The following is a 16,738-nucleotide window of genomic DNA, read 5'->3' on the forward strand; positions in this document are numbered from 1 at the left end:
AAAAAAGACCTGCATAGAATCTCTCTGCAGATCGAAGTTCAATGCTCAGCATTCTGCTTGCCGATCTCCTGAACCATAAGGCATTTCAGATCCTTCATCGCGGATGAGTTCATGAAGTCTGAAGCTGCCCTCTTTTCCTGCACCTTCAATGATGAAGAAATGCCGATTCATCAGCATTGATCAGGATTGGGATGCCTGAGACCACCTCTCTGCCAGTTCCTCTGCAGCAGTGTTCAGGTCTTCCTTCCCATACCGGTATTTTGCACATATATCTCGGAAAGACTTGATGACAGCTTCATTCTCCAGCACAGGATTCATGAACTGAAGGCTGTTCAGATTCTCAATGATCTCATTGCCTGCCTGAGCAGAATAGCCATCGTGAAGCTCGGACTCAGAAAGTGCAGCCCGGGCATCCGCAGAAACCGGAACCCCTCTTTCCATGCCCGTCAGCCGGGCCATATCCGGATCATTCAGCAGAAAATCGAGCAGTTCTGCTGCCTCTTCGGGATGAGCCGTATCTGCCTTGATTGCAAACATCGTCGCAGGCTTCACATACCAGCCGGAATGATCTGCATCATCCAATCTGAGCGGACTGCCCATCGTTACGCGATAGCCATTCTTCTCCAGCCCGCCGCAATAGCGATCTGCATCGCTTGCCCAGAATGCCGCACCAGCAGTCTTTCCATTCTGGAAGTCATCGGAATCATTCTCTTCCATCGGTTTGATCACATGCCGATCAACCAGTTCTTCATAAAAGGAAAGAAAGGCCTCTCCGCAATTCGTCCCTCCGATATAGGTTCCGTCCTCCGCAAATGCATGTGCTCCGCTTCTCTGTTCGTAATAAGCATTGATCGTCAGAAAGAGATGCTTCTCGTTGATATACAGAGGATAGATCCCATCCGGATACATCACTTCAGCAGCCTTCTCCAGATCCTCCCAGGTCTTCGGCACCTCAAGCCCGTAATGATCCAGAATATCCTGGTTATAATAGAAAACCACCGCATTGTACGCAGTCGGCAAGGCATTCAGATGCCCATTCACCATGCCGCTCTTCTTCTCTTCTTCCGTGAAGGCAGAAAGATCAATCCAGCTGCTGAGATCATTGAGATCATAATATCCCGTTCCATCCGGAGAATACTCCTGCAGCCAGTTGTAATTCACCAGCATCACATCCGGCTCGGTCCCCGACATCATATAGATCCGATACCGTCTTTCATAGCCAGACCACACACTGTACTGACTGGAAACAGAAATATCAGGATGCTTCTGCTCAAACAGATCGACTCCCTGCAGCGTATACACATGACGCTCATCATTGCCCCACCAGCCAAGAGAGATCTTCGTGCTGTCATCATACTGGCTGACAATCTTTCTGGAAGACTGACTCAGGTCCGAATCATAAACCTGCAGAATTGTCATTGCGGCAATCACTGAAACAATCAGAATATCGACCCATTTATTCTGCTTCTTCATCTGCCGCCTCCGATTCATCTCTGCCCCGGCCGTTCCGCTTGCCATGATAAAGCAGCGCATCCGCCCTTCTGTTCAGCTTCTGAAAAGAAGTATCCTGCTCTTCCGCAATCACAGTACCGCTCGAAAATGATACTTTCATATCTCCAGACCGGAACTTCGCTTCTGACAGCTCCTCATGCATTGCCTGAAGCTTCTCTGTGATAATCCTGCGGACTTCTTCTCTGCCTGAATTCGTCTCTGCAAAAATACCGAACTCATCGCCTCCAAGCCTCCCGGCAATATACTGTCCCTCTGGAAAGTGCTTCCGGATGATTCCTGCAAATGCAATCAGCACCTCATCACCGGCACTGTGCCCATAGGTATCATTGATCTCTTTGAACCGGTCCAGATCGATAATCGTATAAGAATACACAGATCCTTTCTTCTGATGCGCCAGTTTCCCGCCAGCATCCTGTTCGAATTCCGTCTTGTTGTAAAGACCTGTCATGAGATCGTGTTCTGCTCTCTCATGAAGCGTTTCCACAATTCCGGCAGCCGAAAGGTTCATCGCCCTTGCCTGCCGCAGCTCCAGCCACAGCAGCAATCCAATCATTGCCAGCACATAGACAAGAGAATCCCGGCTTGCCGCTTCATTTTCGCGATTGATGAAGTCATACGACATGGTGCACACAATCCGCCATCCATTTGCGCACATATTGCTGGTCACCAGCATATCTTTTGTGGAAGCCGAGCCATTTGAGACCTCTCCGAGAGTCTTGATGATTTCTTCCGGCAGCTGTTCCCCGATCCTGCTCTCGTCATTGGCATAGAGAATATGGTTCTCTTCATCCACGAGCGTGACATTCATTCCATTCAGCTCTTCCGGAATCACAAAATACTGCTTCAGTTCCAGCGAATAGAATGAAATCATGATGATCGCCTGTTCGTTGTATCGCTTCAGATAATACAGATGATCTGTATTTCCATTCAGGCCGAACACCCAGGCATAATCCCCATTTCCAGCATTCAGAATCGAATCGAAGTCTGCATACATCTGCTTGTCGGAATACATTGCCCTCGTTACCTTGGAAAGCCAGCCGATCCGGTCATCGTTGCGATAGACGACGCTGAAGTCCGTATAATTATCCAGGATGCCGAGATCATTGATCCGGTCCGTCATATCCGAGGTGATTTCCTGCTTCTCATACGGATCCATGTTCTCATCACCAGGATCGAATGTGTAATACTCCTCTTCCGAATAAAGCAGCGAAGCAGCCTTCTCAACCTTGCTCAGATAGGAATTCAGATTCATCTCCATCTGCTGATTATGCGCCGCAATCAGCTGAGAAGCCGTCTTCTTCACGAGAACATCAGACTGCCAGTTCAGAATCACCGTAAGAAAAAAGGAGAGAAACAGGAAAAATACTGTCGACATCAGCAAAGTCCTAACCTGTATTTTCCGGAATTTCTCCTCCATGATTTCCTGTTACCCCTGAATCAGATGGTTTCCTGAGACTACATCTGAAATGATCCTTACTGAATCGCCGTGATTGACGTTCCGCTCATGCAGTCAACCCACTCAAAGGAACGCCCATTCCAGAGCGAGCTGACATCCTTGCTGTAACAGCCGCTGATCGGATCATAAACTGTGGTTCTGCCATTATTGTAGCCAGTCGCAACCACCGCATGCGTGCTGCTTCCGTAATAGATATGGCAGGCAACACTCGCGCCCCCCTGAAGAGCCGACACGAAGGAATCATAGTCATAGATCCCCCATGCCCCGAGGCCCGCATAAGCAGCGATATCATACCAGCAAAGATCCGTTCCGCCATGGCCATAGTAATTATTGAAGTTTCCGGTTCCATACAGATACCAGCCAAGATCTGTCGGAGAGATATAAATCCCATAACCGGAAAGCAGAATGGAACCAGCCGTAGGCACGCAGCCATTGCCCTTCATCGTTCCGACCCCGATCTGCACATCCGGATTGCTGTACTGCCCATACCAGGTCATGCTGCGAGGCTCTGTCCCATAAGAATAGCTATCTTCCGCAGAAGGATACGTATCAGCCGGAGAGCCATTGACATAATAGCTGCAATAACCCCCATCCGGATGATTCCAGTCCACAACCCATCCGCAGTCATCACCCTCTGCTTTTACGGTGATCACTCCGGAAATTCTGCCCATGAACAGCCAGTCTGCCAGGACCGCCATCGCTGCCACCAGGAAAACGCGCAATAACCAGCCATGATATCTCTTCATCTCTACCCCCGCGAAAGCTTCCAACAACTTTCCCGAATATCATACCTCGTATGCGCTTCCAGGGGAACCAGATATCTGACCGGATTTCCAGGATTTTTACGTGGGAGAAATCAGGAACGGAGGTGACGGACATGCCATACAAACCGAAGGTTCCGTGCAGGCATCCCTGCTGTCCGAACCTCGTGCCCGCCGGACAGAAGTACTGCGAGGAACACAAAGCTTTGCATCCGGAAGAGAGCCGTTCGGCTGCGACGAAAGGATACGGTGCGAGATGGAGACTGGAGAGTAAGAAGTTCCTGGCACTTCATCCACTCTGCGAGGAGTGCCTGAAGGAAGGAAAAGCAACACCGGCGACGGTTGTGGACCATATCGTTCCACACCAAGGAGACCCGAAGCTCTTCTGGGATCGTTCGAACTGGCAGGCACTGTATAAGAGATGCCACGATAAGAAGACCAGACGGGATGACTCCCATCCGGTATACCATTATTAAGCGATCAATCGCTGAGCAGTTTATCCAGATCTCTCTTGGAATACAGAACGCGGCGTACCTCCATGGTGTCATCGATGACAACATAGAATACAGAAAAGTTTCTGACCCTGATTCTGTAATAGGGGTGTGGTCGTTTTTTTGACGAAGGATACGGAGCAAACGACAACGGCGCTTCCAGGCGCTTGTATATTGCAGATTCGATATCGTCAACCAGATGATCTGCGGCGCTGGGGTTCTGAAGATCAGTTGAGATGTAGTCCACGATCTCATTCAGATCCTCTTCAAAAAGGAGAAGAAATGACAGCTTATACTTTTTCACGGATGCGGCTCCTTACTCTGGTGAAGACTTCATCTGCGGAGTATCGTTCGTCCGATTTCGCTGCTGCTGCATCGGCTTCATCGAGCTTGCGTTCTGTGTCGTCAGTGAGTGCGGAGTACTGTTCGATACTTAAAAGAACCATGGTGCCATAGCCGTTCTTTGTGAGAAAGACAGGTTCATTTGATTCAATGACAGTTTTTTCAAGCTCCGGGAACTTGTTTCTGAGGTCGGAGACAGGGCGAATGTTGATCATAGTGGTTCCTCCTTTACTATCATATTATTATCATAATTATATCATGTTCACGAAAAGCAAGAGGGGAGGTCAAAATACTGAAAGACGTTTCTGCAGAAGACCGGCGCTCCCTCTTGCGTTGATTTCCACGAAATTGATACCCCGGGGTCGGAGGCCTTTGGGCGGCATCCCCGGAAACGTACATATCGTGTGAAAAAGCCTCGTAGAATACGGATTTATTTGAAAAACTGATAGCTTTTACAGGCAGTGCTGGAGCAAGATCCGCCACTGCTTTTTTCATGCCCGGAAGTCCTTTGTTTCTAAGGCCTCGGGAATTTCTGCGGACAGGAGAACAGTATGGAAGACATCGAAAGAAAGCAGGATCTTTCCTTGCTCCCCGAATCCTGTGCGAAGCGGTTCTGTCCGGAGTGTGGGAAGTGCCGCTCAAAGGGAATCGGCGAGGCAGCCCAGGGTGTTTCTGCAGTAACCGCTGCCGCTGGGCATTCTCGGATGCAGGCTTCTACCTTTCCGGCTGCTGCATCTGGAAAAGGAACGCTCTGGTTCTGGGACGCTCTCCCTACCAGTGGCAGCATGAACCGTGCCTGTTTGGCTGGAAGAAGGATGGAAGGCATGAGTGGTACTCGGACCGGAAGCAGACCACCATCTGGGAGTACGATCGTCCAAAAGCATCCAAGGATCATCCAATGATGAAGCCGGTGCAGCTGATGACGTATCCAATCCTGAACTCTTCAATGGCAAATGGAATCGTTCTGGATCCCTTCCTCGGATCCGGCTCTACCATGATTGCCTGTGAGCAGACCGACCGGATCTGTCGAGACATTGAGCTGGACCCGAAGTATGTTGACGTCCTCGTGAAAAGATATATCGAACGCGAAGATGAAAAAACGCAAGATGTGTATGTGGTGCGTGATGGTCAGAAGCTCACATTTGAAGAGGCTGCTGTGGATGCCGGACAGGGCGAATCCTGATGAAGACCAAAGATTGCCTGCTGGATTCGTCTGTTTTCTTCAATTCTGAGACCTGATTTTTGTTAAGATTTATGCAGAAATCTATTCAGGATTACTCTTGCGGATCCTTAATTGCGCCGACTATTTCATGAGGCTGATACAGCTCTTCGAGATACTTGATATCCTCCTTTGTCAGTTCAAGATCAATTGCCTTCACTGCCTCTGCGAAATGCTTCGGGTTCGTTGCCCCGACAATCGGAGAAGCCGCTTCTTTTGCATACAGCCAAGCAAGCGAGATCTCGGACATCGATACTCCGTATTTCTCGGAAAGATCATGAACCCGCTGAATAATCTGCAAATCATTCTCCTTTGCCTGGTCATACTTGTGATGCAGCACCTGATCAGTCTGGCTCCGTTTCGAACCTGATTCCCACCCCAGATGCGACAGATGTCCGCCCGCAAGAGGAGAATAAGGCGTGAGAGAAACACCGTACTGCCTGGCAACCGGGATCAGTTCACGCTCGTCTTCCCGATAAAGCAGATTGTAATGATTCTGCATCGAAGAGAACATCGTCCAGCCATTCTGCTGTGCAAGGTTCTGGAGATTATGAAACTGATATCCATACATTGCCGACGCGCCAAGAGCCCGGACCTTGCCAGCTCTAACAAGGCCATCTAATGCCTGCAGGGTTTCTTCCATCGGGGTTGTGTAATCAAAACGATGAATGATATAGAGATCCAGGTAATCCGTTCCAAGTCTCGATAAAGTTCCTTCAATCTCCCGATTGATCGCTTCTGCAGACAGATGCCCCGGATTGTAGTAAACCTTTGAAGCAAGCACGACTTTATCTCTTGAAATTCCGAGATTTCTGAGCGATTTGCCCAGATATTCTTCGCTGGTTCCATGGGCATACTGATTTGCCGTATCGAAGAAATTGACTCCGAGATCATATGCATATCCGATCATCTTTTCTGCTTCCGGCTGTTCCAGGGTCCAGAGATGAAAGTCTTCGGATGGCTTTCCATAAGACATGCAGCCGACACAGATCCTGGAGATCTGGATATCCGTTTTCCCAAGCTTCGTATATTTCATGTTATAGGCGCGGATACCCCGTCCATAGCTGTTAAGCTTGGGCGGGGAGGAAGCGCCATCCTCCTTCCTTTTTAATGCATGTCAAATCAGTCGCCTTGACTGATTTCCCTGTGTCTAGAATTACGCGAGCCCCTTTGCAATGGGAGCCGTTGACAACGAACCTCTGAGAGTGAAACACAATCGTATCGCCGGGCTGATAGGCATAACGATTCTCCCGAACTGATGTGCGTCCGGAAGAGCACTTATTTCCTCGATAGATGCGCTGATTCTTATCCGAGCGTCTGCTTTCCCTGCGATTTGTCCGTCCACATGAGAGCACAGCGCCGGATTTCTTGGCGCCATCCCGGATATCGATGTATTTTGCATCGTAGAACTTCGCAAGAATCCGGTTATTGCGGCGCTTCTTCTGATAGACAAGCTCTGCTGTCCGATGCCTTGGATGCAGAGAACCCACGCAGTAAGCATCGTTCGCATGCGTCTTTGCAAGATGCAGCGACTTTCTGGTTACAGATGTCTTTGCACCATACTGGATATGGATATCAATCTCTGGGTGCTTCAGCACCAGTTCCCGATATATCGCCCAGCGCACGGTACTCATATAGGTTGCCGCGGCCAGATTGGTGCTCTTCGGCTCCAGACCCCAGAGTGCACCGCCCGGCTTGTGGTTCTTTGCTGTATGGCAATGCTCACAGACCGTAAGTAAATTGCTGATCCGATTTGGCCGATACCCTTTCCAGAATCCGATGTGATGCGTATGCAGAATCACGCCATCTTTGACAGATTTACCGCACACCTGACAGGTGTAGTGATCCCTGCTGAACACTGCTTCCCGTTCGGTCTGAAACAGATATTTTAATCCCTGCTGATAGTCCTTCCCTTCTGGGAGCGGCTTACCGTCTGCAATTGCCTGCAGAAGCTGGGTGTCGAACTTTCCCATCTCGAATGTCGCTGAGGTGATCGGCATAACTTTGCAGAACGATTCGAACAGGTTGATCTGGTTCTCCTTGCGATGCCGCAGGGAAGGCGCCATCTCCTGGTTCTTTCTGGACCGGTTGTCAAACCGAGGTTTCCGGTACCGCTTGCGATTCCGTCTTGTACGACGATACTTGCGGCGGTCGTTATGCCGCTCTGTCTCATTGCTCAGCATGTCGTACTGTGCATGGACAAGTTCGTGCTTTTCAGACTTGATGGATACGCCGACATGCTGATAGCCTGTATCACAGGCATACTCAATCGGCTGTGTTTTCCCCTCCTCCCGGTCGGTTAACCGGATCGTGAAAATCGGACGATAGCATTCAATCGCAGCACGTCCGCTCTTCAAGAGCTTTCGTGCTCTGTAGTTTGAAGTCGGCATCAGCTTCTGACCGGTGCTCGATAGTACTGCAACAGACATTCTCTGATGCCTCCTTTCTGCGGCTTAGCCGCTTTCTTTGTGCCCCGTTAAGGGCAGCTTACGCTTTCTGCAGTCGTATAGACCTGCAGCATCTCGCACTTACGATCACGAAGATCGCAGTAACGGTGGTCCACTTCGCCAATGTTGTCCGCTGGTCGAATGCATCTGCTGTACGCCTCCTACTTCTCAGAGGTTTTTAGCAGCAGATCCCAAGAGGTCTGGACTTGTGGAGCATCCAGACGTAGCACAGCAGCAACGTAGTGCTCGAAGCACTTAGGCTAATCAACCAGGCTCGAAAAGCTGTAGTAGCCTTTCCAAGCCCTGTCTATAGTCCGCTAGGACTTAGGCGGGGTAGTTGACGATGGTTCGCTCCTCGTTGGTATGCTGTAATCATAGTATGATTTTCTTCTTCAGGAAAGCTTCCCTATCATGGGAACGCAGCTCCGAAAAGCTAGCAATTCATCAGAGTCTGATTCATCACCGTACGTGCCCTTCAACATGCGCCAGGTGCAGCCATGCAGTATCGGATTTCTGTCTGTACGTCGGCTCCCTCCTTGCTTGACTGCCCCCCAGAAGCACTTCTATTCATCAGGACGGAGTTCTGACCATGCGGTAAAAAAAACTATTCCGATTCAGGCGGAATAGTTTCGTTCCTCATTCTGCAGTTCTGGTTTCCCGGGTCTCCTGAGATAAGGTATTTTCATCAAGCTGACGATAAATCGTCCGGATCATCCAGACAGCAATCGCAAAGGTGACAATATCTGCTGCAGGCATCGAAAACAGAATCCCTTCCAGGCCGAACCACTTCGGCAATAGAATCGGCAGCGTAACTCCGAGCACTACTTCTCTTACCAAAGACAGAGAAGAAGACAGGAATGCTTTGCCAAGTGCCTGAAGATAGATGAACGTTCCCTTATTCAGCGTTGCCAGCGGCAGCAGACACAGATAAATCCGGAACGCTTTCAATGCAAACTCACGGTAGTATTCTGATTCATTTGCAGCTCCGAACAGATTCATGATCTGTCCCGGAAATAGCTCAGCAATCGCAAGGAAGATCAGGCCCGCAATCAGTTCCGTCTTCAGCATAAGACTGAACAGTTTTCTGACCCGTTCATTCTTTCCGGCTCCGGTATTATACGCAGCAATCGGTGCACAGCCCGCTGCTGTTCCGACTGCCACAGAAATCACCACTTGGAAATACTTCATGACAATGCCGATGACTGCCATCGGAATCTGTGTATAGCCAGGCTGTCCGAAGACCGGATCAAGCAGACTGTATTTCTGAATCGTGGAATTCACTGCTGCCATTGCTGCAACTAAGGCAATCTGCGACAGGAAACTGGTAATACCGAGTGCAAGCATCCGGTTATCCATCTTGCGATTCAGAACAAAGCATTCTTTCGTGATCTTCATTGCATTCATATTCCGCAGATACCATACAGATGCAATTACTGTGAGGACCTGACCGGCAACCGTTGCAACCGCCGCTCCCGTCATACCCATGTGGAATCCATAGATCAGCAGCGGATCCAGAATGATATTTGCGATGCAGCCAAGCAGGGTTGCAAACATTGCAAACCGCGGATTTCCATCTGCCCGGATGACAGGGTTCATTGCCTGTCCGAAAACATAGAACGGAATTCCAGCAGAAATCCAGAAGAAATACTCTTCTGCAAATGCAAATGTCTGGTCATTCACCCTTCCCCCGAACATCGTGATCAGCGCATCATCAAACCGGAAATAAACCACCATCAGAACGATACCGATGATAATGGAGAGAATCACGGCATTGCCGACATTCTGTCCTGCTTCTTTTCCTTCCTTGCGGCCGAGCGCCATGGATACCATCGTGCAGCAGCCATCTCCGACCATGACTGCCAGAGCCAGCGCAATGACTGTCAGCGGGAAGACAACCGTATTTGCTGCATTTCCATAAGAGCCAAGCTCAGGTGCATTTGCGATGAAGATCTGGTCTACAATATTGTAAAGCGCACCAACCAGAAGGGAAATCACGCAGGGGACTGCATATTTTTTCATCAGTTTTCCAAGCGGCTGCGTTTCCAGATAAATATTCTCGTTTTCCATAAAAAAAACCTCCTGGAGTGTTCTGCCAAAGGAGAGTTCTGCCAAAGCGCCCGGTTCAGCGCATGACGTATTATCGCACTGCAGATCGAAATATTTCAAGCAGAAATTCTGTAAACTTTCTGTGCTGAAATAGCCAGATTCCTGCATATTTTATCAAGCCAGTTCGGCATCATCCTATATAATAGGAACAATCAGAAAAGAGGTTCATATGTCTCGTATTGTCGTCAAAGTCGGAACCAGCACCCTGACCTATGCCAATGGCAGTCTGAATATCAGACATATCGAGAAACTCGTCAAAGTGCTGAGCGATCTGAAGAATGCCGGAAATGAAATCGTTCTGGTAAGCTCTGGTGCCATCGCCATGGGAATCGGCAAACTCGGACTTGCTCAGCGTCCGAAAGACATGGCTGGCAAGCAGGCTGCTGCCGCTGTCGGGCAGTGTGAACTCATGTATACCTACGATCGCCTGTTTGAAGCATACAATCATATCGTAGCCCAGGTCCTTCTGACTGGCGAAGATCTCAATGAAGCATCCAGACGGAAGAACTTCGAGAATACGATGAACCGCCTTTTGCAGATGTCAGCTATGCCGATTCTGAATGAAAATGATACGATGGCAACCGATGAGATTTCCAGCATCGGCGACAATGACTCGCTGGCTGCACTTGTATCCATTGCCATTCATGCAGATCTCCTGATTCTGATGTCTGATATTGACGGTCTTTATGACAGCAATCCCCGGGTCAACCCGGATGCGAAGCTGATCCCGGTCGTTTTGGAGATCACGGATGAAATCCGCAGCATCGCCGGCGGAGCCGGTACTCCCAGCGGAACCGGAGGTATGCTGACAAAACTCCATGCAGCCGAACTGTGCATGGATCATGGCATTGATATGGTCATCCTGAACGGGGCATTCCCTGATCTTCTGTATGATGCCATTGAACACAGAAATGCGGGCACTAGATTTCCAGGAAGGAAGGACCTATGACAACGGAACAAATCCTGCAGAATGCCCTGATCGAAAAGCAGAAACCAGTCCCCTCTGAAAGCCAGCTGGACCAGGCACTTTTGCGGATGGCAGATTGCCTGATTGAAGACCAGAGAGAGATTCTGAAAGCAAATGAAGAAGACATTGCTGCTTATGGAGAAAGGCTAGGTCCAATAAAGACCGATCGCCTGAGGCTGAACCCGGAACGGATTTCCGATATGGCAGAGGGACTGCGCCATGTTGCCGGGCTCCCATGCCCGTTCGGTGAAATTCTGGAAGAAAGAACTCTGGAAAATGGCCTTCATCTGAAGAAAGTGCGCGTCCCGATAGGAGTTGTCGCAGTCATCTATGAATCCCGCCCGAATGTGACAAGTGATTCTGCCGGGCTGCTGCTGAAGAGCGGAAATGTGGCAGTGCTTCGCTCCGGGAAGGAATCCTGGCATACCTCTGATATCATCATCCATTCCATGCAGAAGGCGCTGAAGGAAACCGGCATTCCGGAAAACCGGATCCAGCTGATTCAGGATTGCACACATGAAAGCGCAAGAGAGCTGATGAAGGCAGGGGGGAAGATCGATCTCTTGATACCAAGAGGCGGAAAGAATCTGATTCAGACCTGTATCAGAGAGTCCACAGTACCGGTTATTGAAACAGGAACCGGAATCTGCCATATCTTCGTTGACGAAGATGCCGATCAAAAGCAGGCACTGAACATCATCGAGAATGCAAAATGCAGCAGGCCTTCTGTCTGCAATGCAGAGGAAGTCCTGCTGGTTCACGAATCAATTGCATCAGAATTTCTGCCGAAGCTGAAAGAACGTCTGGTCGATCAGCGCATGGCACGCAAAGAAGTCCCGGTAGAACTCCGGCTGGATGAAACAGCAGCAGGAATTATTCCCGGAACCCCCGCCGGCCCGGATGATTTTGATACAGAATTCCTGGATTATATTCTTGCAGTCCATGTTGTGAAAAATATCGAAGAAGCAATTGCCCATATCTGCAGACATTCAACCCACCATAGTGAATCGATTCTGACAGAAAATCAGGAACACATTCAGAAGTTCCTGGATCAGGTTGACAGTGCCTGCGTCTATGCTAACGCAAGCACCCGATTCACTGACGGAGGCATCTTCGGACTCGGATGTGAAATCGGAATCTCAACGCAGAAACTGCATGCAAGAGGTCCGATGGGATTGAAAGAATTATGTACCTGGAAATATGAACTGATCGGAGAGGGACAGATCCGTGATTAAGGATTCTGTCTCTTTTTCTCCGCTTCTTTCATCATGAAGATCACGGTCCAGATAATACTCATGCCAAGCGCAATCGCCACGGCAAACTCTGCCATGAAATAAAACTGCTGCGAAGCAAGGGCTGAATCCCCCTGCACTGCCGCAAGCATCCCATAGTACAGATAAGAACCCGGAACCAGCGGAACTGCCGCCGGAATCACAAACAGGGTTGCCGGCACATGCCGGATCCGGGCAAGAATTTCTGCATAGGCAGCTGCAAATGCGGAAGCAGCAAGACATGGCATGAAGATTCCGTTCTTTTTGAGCAGAAGATAAATCGCCCAGGTCATAAGACCGCCGAGAGCTGCTTCAAAAAGCAGTTCCTTTCTCAGATGAAACATTGCTGCAAAGCCAAGCGACCCGAAGAAGGCCGCAGTCAGCTGAATAACAATCAGATTCATCTGCTCACCTCCCTGCCGCCAAGATTGCCAGCATGAAGCCCGCTGCAATCGCAGCAGCCCGGACAAGGCTCTCCGTCAGTCTCAGGGTGCCGCTGATCGTATCTCCGACCAGCACATCGCGGATCGAATTGGTCATCGGAATTCCCGGAATCAGCAGCATGATGTCCCCGATCATAATCAGATCGGCATTCAGTACCGGATTGATCCTCGACAGAATGCTGACGCATAATCCGGTCAGGAAGCTTGCCAGAAGATTGAATGTGACTGCATTGGGACAATGCGGTTCCAGATGGTCTGAAAGACTCTGAACAAAGAGACCCATGACTCCAGCAGTCAAGCCATCCAGCATACTGCCTCCGAAGAAAACCGCAAATCCGCCCGCCCCCAGGAAACTTCCGGCATAGCTCCAGCTGTGCTTTTTCGGTTCCGATGCGATTTTCATGATCTTATCCTGCAGTTCTCTGCTGGAACAAGGTTTTCTGCAGAAATCCCGGCTCAGCTGATTCATCTCTTCCAGTCTCTGGAAATCATTCGTCCCGCTGACCAGAACTCTTCTGGTCTCGGTGTATTCTTTTTCTTCCGGGTCTTCCATCGTCACGACGATACTGCTCGTGATGACAAACACATTCATTTTCACTGCTCCCGAAGCAATTCCCATGCGGGTAATCGTATCTTCCACTCGCTTGACTTCGGCGCCGCTCGTCAGCATCATCTCGCCAAGATCCAGAACTGCATGCAGCAGTTCCTTCCGCTCTGCTTCATTCTCTTTCATGTTCTACCCCGCGAGCGATTTCTCTGCTCTGCGATCCGTTTCTCTAAGCATCTCAAGAAGGTCTCCGCCCAGTTCATGCCCATCTGCCTTCATAGCCAGAAGGACACCCCCTCCTGCAGGGCCCATGAAGGGAGTCATCAGCCTGAGCCCCTCAGGAAGTGCTTCTCTCAGAGGCTCCAGAAGAACCTCTCCGCTGCAGAACACTCCTCCGGACCACGATACCGGAATCGGATTCCCGAAATTGCCCTTTCTGGCAACTGCTGCCGCAATCTCAGAAAGCTCCGCGGCCGCCTCGTGGTAGATGGAACGGCAGACCGGATCATCTGCTTCCGCCCCTTCGAGAACCATTCTCGACAGCGAAGCAATCCGATCCCTGCTGCCATTCCACTCTTCGATCACTCTGCTCAGCATTTCTTCAGGTTCCTTCAAGCTCAGCCTCTGCATGACGAGATCATACAGCCGCGTCTTTTCTTCTCTGCCATCTGCCTGCTTGGTGAAATGTTCCAGCAATCGGCAGGCAATCCAGTAGCCGCTGCCCTCATCTCCGCCGAACAGATGATGCCAGCCGCCTGCCCGATACTGATTCCCATCCAGATCAATCCCGATTCCGATCGATCCTGTCCCGGCAATCAGATGAATCCCAGGCTTCCCGATCAATGAACCCGCAATCGCATTCTCAGTGTCATTGCCGATCATAAGCTTCTGCACCATAATCGCTTCTCTCATGACCTGATCCACATGCATTTTCTCTTCAGGAATATCTCCATACCCGGCAAGTGCCAGAAAGCAGATGCACCTTCCTTCTCCATGCATCTCTTCTTTTCTGATCCCCGCAACCATCTGCTTCAGCATCTCCGCTGTTTCAGAAAGACCATTCACCAGGTAGTTCGCAGGCGGTCCTTTACGAACCGAAACCATTTTTCCTGCTTCATCTGTCAGCAGGAATGAAGTCTTTGTCCCGCCGCAGTCAATGCCAAGGTAGTATTTCTTTTCCATATTCTTTTAGCATTATACCCTGCAGAAGCAGATTCGCTCTGGTAGGCTTTAATTCTGGAAACAGAAAAAATCCAGAAGACAGCTTCCTGTCTCCTGGAGATTTCAGTTATTTCTGATAATCATCCGGAATATCATTCTCCAGATCCGCTCCATTTGAAGCGATCAGCTTCCGATAATACCAGAAACTCTTTTTTCTGGAACGCTTCCCTGTACCATGACCATAATCATCAGTATCCACATAGATCATGCCATACCGTTTCGTCATCTCTGAAGTACCTGAAGAAACCAGATCAATCGGTCCCCACCACGCATAGCCGAAGACCTTGACTCCATCTTCGATGGCTTCATGGAGCTGTTCTACATGAGCTTTCATATAATCAATCCGATAATCATCAATTATTCTTCCGTCTTCCTGAACTTTATCAACAGCCCCTAAGCCATTCTCAGAGATAAAGATCGGCAGGTGATAACGATCATAGATATGGTTGAGCGTAATGCGGAACCCGATCGGATCAATCGTCCATCCCCATTCTGTTTTCGGGAGGTAAGGATTCTTGATTTCTGATACCAGGGAACCAGAAGGTTCCGGTACTGTCTTTCCCTTATACCGCATGATATAGGTCATGTAATAGCTGATTGTGATGAAGTCGACGCATCCTTCTTTCAGAATTCTGTCATCTTCCGGTTCCTTCTGAATCACAACATTATTATTCTCAAAGAATCTTCTGATCCAGTAGGGATATTCTCCTTTTGCCTGCACATCCGTAAAGAACCAGTTGAAATGATCTTCAAACAGAACCTGCAGTTCATCTTCCGGCTTAGGAGTTTCTGCATAATTTTCAAGCCTGCAGAGCATATTGCCGATCTTTGCCTCAGGATCAATCTCATGGCATTTCTTCACTGCAAGTGCAGAAGCCACAAGCTGGTTATGCGCTGTCTGGAACTTCAGCTGCCATTTTCCTACATACGGATTTCCGGTTCCATCCTCGTGTTCAATCACGCCTGAACATGTAAATGGATTCGTCAGAACATTATTGATTTCATTGAACGTCAGCCAGTATTTCACTTTTCCGCGATATCTTTTGAAGCATGTCTCCGCAAAGCGGACAAAGGCATCGACAGTATGCCTAGACGCAAAGCCGTTGTACTTCTCTGCTAAAGCAAGAGGAGTATCAAAATGGCATAGCGTAACCAGCGGTGTCATCCCCTGACGGATGCATTCATCAAACACATGGTCATAGAACTGAAGTCCTTCTTCGTTCGGCTGAACATCATCGCCATTCGGGAAAATACGCGACCATGAAATGGACATCCGGAAGACATTGAAACCCATGCCGTCTTTCCCCATCATTGCGAGATCCTGCTTATAAGTATGATAGAAATCAATTCCTCTGCGTTTCGGCATTTCCCAGTTTTCAGGATGAGCCTGCATGTCTTCTATCATCTCAGCAGTTACAGCATTATGAGGCAAGCGCTTATCATAAGAACCTTCAGATGCACGTATTTCCTTGGTAATCAGGCGGGCGAAGTCCGAAGTTGCAAGTCCCCTTCCCCCTTCGTTATATGCACCTTCAATCTGATTTGCTGCAGTTGCCCCTCCCCATAGAAATCCTTCCGGAAATGATTTATTCATCTGCTATTCCTCTCTGCTTTATCATTGAGCATTCTGAAAATCGGCATCATCTTTCTTGCCATGCGCAGTTCCGTATTAATCGTCATTACGGTATCCTGGGCGTGAGTAAACAAGAGTGAATAATCGATATTTTCTCCGCTTACCTGAGCCTGAATTGCCTCAGTCTGAGCAATGTGAGCTTTCACAATTTCCTTCTCTGCTTCATCCAGCAGCTTTTCAGCCAGCTCAAAGTCTGTCTTTGCCATCGCCTCGAGAGCTTCATCCACCTTTGCACGCCCATCTCCCGCATGCAGGATTACCTGCATAGCGACAGAATTGATATCAATTTCCTTCTTTTCATTTTCCATAAGCTGAAACAATC

Annotated in this window: 18 protein-coding genes; 4 read left to right on the forward strand and 14 right to left on the reverse strand. The window is 49.2% G+C overall.

Annotated features, from left to right (window positions below; translation table 11 throughout):
* Positions 1-180: 180 nt before the first annotated feature.
* The 3 genes from C7E00_RS12400 to C7E00_RS12410 all read right to left on the reverse strand — a co-directional run bounded on the left by C7E00_RS12400 (position 181) and on the right by C7E00_RS12410 (position 3,714).
* The gene (locus C7E00_RS12400) at positions 181-1,473 is read right to left on the reverse strand and encodes an ABC transporter substrate-binding protein (protein WP_167836593.1); all 1,293 of its coding nucleotides are present in this window, start codon (positions 1,471-1,473) and stop codon (positions 181-183) included.
* Positions 1,457-2,887: a GGDEF domain-containing protein gene (locus C7E00_RS12405; RefSeq protein ID WP_167836594.1), complete on the reverse strand. Its 1,431-nt coding sequence runs from the start codon at positions 2,885-2,887 to the stop codon at positions 1,457-1,459. The genes C7E00_RS12400 and C7E00_RS12405 overlap by 17 nt, the downstream gene beginning before the upstream one ends.
* Positions 2,888-2,985: 98 nt before the next feature.
* On the reverse strand, positions 2,986-3,714 hold the full coding sequence (locus tag C7E00_RS12410; RefSeq protein ID WP_105304561.1) for a C39 family peptidase: 729 nt from the start codon (positions 3,712-3,714) through the stop codon (positions 2,986-2,988).
* Positions 3,715-3,845: 131 nt separating this feature from the next.
* Here C7E00_RS12410 and C7E00_RS12415 point away from each other — a divergent pair, with 131 nt between their 5' ends.
* A complete protein-coding gene (locus C7E00_RS12415) occupies positions 3,846-4,205 on the forward strand; it encodes an HNH endonuclease signature motif containing protein (RefSeq protein WP_105304562.1) in 360 nt (119 codons plus the stop codon).
* 4 nt (positions 4,206-4,209) lie between these two features.
* On the opposite strand, the gene C7E00_RS12420 is transcribed toward C7E00_RS12415, so the two are convergent.
* The 3 genes from C7E00_RS12420 to C7E00_RS12430 are packed head-to-tail and all read right to left on the reverse strand — an operon-like array spanning position 4,210 to position 5,057.
* A complete protein-coding gene (locus tag C7E00_RS12420) occupies positions 4,210-4,524 on the reverse strand; it encodes a type II toxin-antitoxin system RelE/ParE family toxin (RefSeq protein WP_105304563.1) in 315 nt (104 codons plus the stop codon).
* Positions 4,511-4,777, reverse strand: a complete 267-nt coding sequence (locus tag C7E00_RS12425) for a type II toxin-antitoxin system Phd/YefM family antitoxin (RefSeq protein WP_105304564.1) — start codon at positions 4,775-4,777, stop codon at positions 4,511-4,513. The genes C7E00_RS12420 and C7E00_RS12425 overlap by 14 nt, the downstream gene beginning before the upstream one ends.
* Positions 4,778-4,796: 19 nt before the next feature.
* Positions 4,797-5,057, reverse strand: a complete 261-nt coding sequence (locus C7E00_RS12430; RefSeq protein WP_105304565.1) for a hypothetical protein — start codon at positions 5,055-5,057, stop codon at positions 4,797-4,799.
* Here C7E00_RS12430 and C7E00_RS12435 point away from each other — a divergent pair.
* Positions 5,056-5,745, forward strand: a complete 690-nt coding sequence (locus tag C7E00_RS12435; protein WP_105304566.1) for a DNA-methyltransferase — start codon at positions 5,056-5,058, stop codon at positions 5,743-5,745. The genes C7E00_RS12430 and C7E00_RS12435 overlap by 2 nt on opposite strands.
* 91 nt (positions 5,746-5,836) lie before the next feature.
* Here the strand turns inward: C7E00_RS12435 and C7E00_RS12440 are convergent, their stop codons facing one another.
* From C7E00_RS12440 to C7E00_RS12450, 3 genes are all read right to left on the reverse strand, one after another.
* Positions 5,837-6,817 carry an aldo/keto reductase gene (locus C7E00_RS12440; RefSeq protein ID WP_105304567.1) on the reverse strand — a complete coding sequence of 327 codons (981 nt, stop codon included), beginning with the start codon at positions 6,815-6,817 and terminating at the stop codon, positions 5,837-5,839.
* A gap of 31 nt (positions 6,818-6,848) precedes the next feature.
* Positions 6,849-8,210 carry an RNA-guided endonuclease IscB gene (gene iscB, locus C7E00_RS12445; RefSeq protein WP_105304568.1) on the reverse strand — a complete coding sequence of 454 codons (1,362 nt, stop codon included), beginning with the start codon at positions 8,208-8,210 and terminating at the stop codon, positions 6,849-6,851.
* A 654-nt stretch (positions 8,211-8,864) separates the two neighbouring features.
* The gene (locus C7E00_RS12450; RefSeq protein WP_105304569.1) at positions 8,865-10,295 is read right to left on the reverse strand and encodes an MATE family efflux transporter; all 1,431 of its coding nucleotides are present in this window, start codon (positions 10,293-10,295) and stop codon (positions 8,865-8,867) included.
* Positions 10,296-10,503: 208 nt separating this feature from the next.
* On the opposite strand from C7E00_RS12450, the gene proB reads away from it, so the two are divergent.
* A complete protein-coding gene (proB, locus tag C7E00_RS12455; protein ID WP_105304570.1) occupies positions 10,504-11,283 on the forward strand; it encodes a glutamate 5-kinase in 780 nt (259 codons plus the stop codon).
* A complete protein-coding gene (locus C7E00_RS12460) occupies positions 11,280-12,536 on the forward strand; it encodes a glutamate-5-semialdehyde dehydrogenase (protein WP_105304571.1) in 1,257 nt (418 codons plus the stop codon). The genes proB and C7E00_RS12460 overlap by 4 nt, the downstream gene beginning before the upstream one ends.
* Here C7E00_RS12460 and C7E00_RS12465 read toward each other — a convergent pair.
* From C7E00_RS12465 to C7E00_RS12485, 5 genes are all read right to left on the reverse strand, one after another.
* Positions 12,533-12,976, reverse strand: a complete 444-nt coding sequence (locus C7E00_RS12465) for a threonine/serine exporter family protein (RefSeq protein WP_105304572.1) — start codon at positions 12,974-12,976, stop codon at positions 12,533-12,535. The two genes, C7E00_RS12460 and C7E00_RS12465, sit on opposite strands and share 4 nt — an antisense overlap.
* A gap of 4 nt (positions 12,977-12,980) precedes the next feature.
* The gene (locus C7E00_RS12470) at positions 12,981-13,748 is read right to left on the reverse strand and encodes a threonine/serine exporter family protein (protein ID WP_105304573.1); all 768 of its coding nucleotides are present in this window, start codon (positions 13,746-13,748) and stop codon (positions 12,981-12,983) included.
* Positions 13,749-13,751: 3 nt separating this feature from the next.
* The gene (locus tag C7E00_RS12475) at positions 13,752-14,744 is read right to left on the reverse strand and encodes an N-acetylglucosamine kinase (protein WP_105304574.1); all 993 of its coding nucleotides are present in this window, start codon (positions 14,742-14,744) and stop codon (positions 13,752-13,754) included.
* 106 nt (positions 14,745-14,850) lie between these two features.
* Entirely contained in the window at positions 14,851-16,377 is a 1,527-nt protein-coding gene (locus C7E00_RS12480; protein ID WP_105304575.1) for a glycoside hydrolase family 1 protein, read from the reverse strand.
* On the reverse strand, positions 16,374-16,724 hold the full coding sequence (locus C7E00_RS12485; protein ID WP_204378627.1) for a PTS sugar transporter subunit IIA: 351 nt from the start codon (positions 16,722-16,724) through the stop codon (positions 16,374-16,376). Before C7E00_RS12485 ends, C7E00_RS12480 begins: the two co-directional genes overlap by 4 nt.
* Between the last annotated feature and the right edge of the window lie 14 nt (positions 16,725-16,738).

Origin of the sequence: Anaerolactibacter massiliensis (assembly GCF_900290205.1) — a bacterium.
In the GTDB taxonomy this organism is placed as follows: domain Bacteria; phylum Bacillota_I; class Bacilli_A; order Erysipelotrichales; family Erysipelotrichaceae; genus Bulleidia; species Bulleidia intestinalis.

What these genes read in the sequence shown, in the direction of transcription:
- C7E00_RS12480 (WP_105304575.1), bottom strand. Translation starts at nt 16,377, where the DNA reads ATGAATAAATCATTTCCGGAAGGATTTCTATGGGGAGGGGCAACTGCA.
- C7E00_RS12450 (WP_105304569.1), bottom strand. Translation starts at nt 10,295, where the DNA reads ATGGAAAACGAGAATATTTATCTGGAAACGCAGCCGCTTGGAAAACTG.
- iscB (WP_105304568.1), bottom strand. Translation starts at nt 8,210, where the DNA reads ATGTCTGTTGCAGTACTATCGAGCACCGGTCAGAAGCTGATGCCGACT.
- proB (WP_105304570.1), top strand. Translation starts at nt 10,504, where the DNA reads ATGTCTCGTATTGTCGTCAAAGTCGGAACCAGCACCCTGACCTATGCC.
- C7E00_RS12470 (WP_105304573.1), bottom strand. Translation starts at nt 13,748, where the DNA reads ATGAAAGAGAATGAAGCAGAGCGGAAGGAACTGCTGCATGCAGTTCTG.
- C7E00_RS12460 (WP_105304571.1), top strand. Translation starts at nt 11,280, where the DNA reads ATGACAACGGAACAAATCCTGCAGAATGCCCTGATCGAAAAGCAGAAA.
- C7E00_RS12425 (WP_105304564.1), bottom strand. Translation starts at nt 4,777, where the DNA reads ATGATCAACATTCGCCCTGTCTCCGACCTCAGAAACAAGTTCCCGGAG.
- C7E00_RS12400 (WP_167836593.1), bottom strand. Translation starts at nt 1,473, where the DNA reads ATGAAGAAGCAGAATAAATGGGTCGATATTCTGATTGTTTCAGTGATT.
- C7E00_RS12440 (WP_105304567.1), bottom strand. Translation starts at nt 6,817, where the DNA reads ATGAAATATACGAAGCTTGGGAAAACGGATATCCAGATCTCCAGGATC.
- C7E00_RS12405 (WP_167836594.1), bottom strand. Translation starts at nt 2,887, where the DNA reads ATGTCGACAGTATTTTTCCTGTTTCTCTCCTTTTTTCTTACGGTGATT.
- C7E00_RS12485 (WP_204378627.1), bottom strand. Translation starts at nt 16,724, where the DNA reads ATGGAAAATGAAAAGAAGGAAATTGATATCAATTCTGTCGCTATGCAG.
- C7E00_RS12410 (WP_105304561.1), bottom strand. Translation starts at nt 3,714, where the DNA reads ATGAAGAGATATCATGGCTGGTTATTGCGCGTTTTCCTGGTGGCAGCG.
- C7E00_RS12430 (WP_105304565.1), bottom strand. Translation starts at nt 5,057, where the DNA reads ATGAAAAAAGCAGTGGCGGATCTTGCTCCAGCACTGCCTGTAAAAGCT.
- C7E00_RS12465 (WP_105304572.1), bottom strand. Translation starts at nt 12,976, where the DNA reads ATGAATCTGATTGTTATTCAGCTGACTGCGGCCTTCTTCGGGTCGCTT.
- C7E00_RS12435 (WP_105304566.1), top strand. Translation starts at nt 5,056, where the DNA reads ATGCCCGGAAGTCCTTTGTTTCTAAGGCCTCGGGAATTTCTGCGGACA.
- C7E00_RS12415 (WP_105304562.1), top strand. Translation starts at nt 3,846, where the DNA reads ATGCCATACAAACCGAAGGTTCCGTGCAGGCATCCCTGCTGTCCGAAC.
- C7E00_RS12475 (WP_105304574.1), bottom strand. Translation starts at nt 14,744, where the DNA reads ATGGAAAAGAAATACTACCTTGGCATTGACTGCGGCGGGACAAAGACT.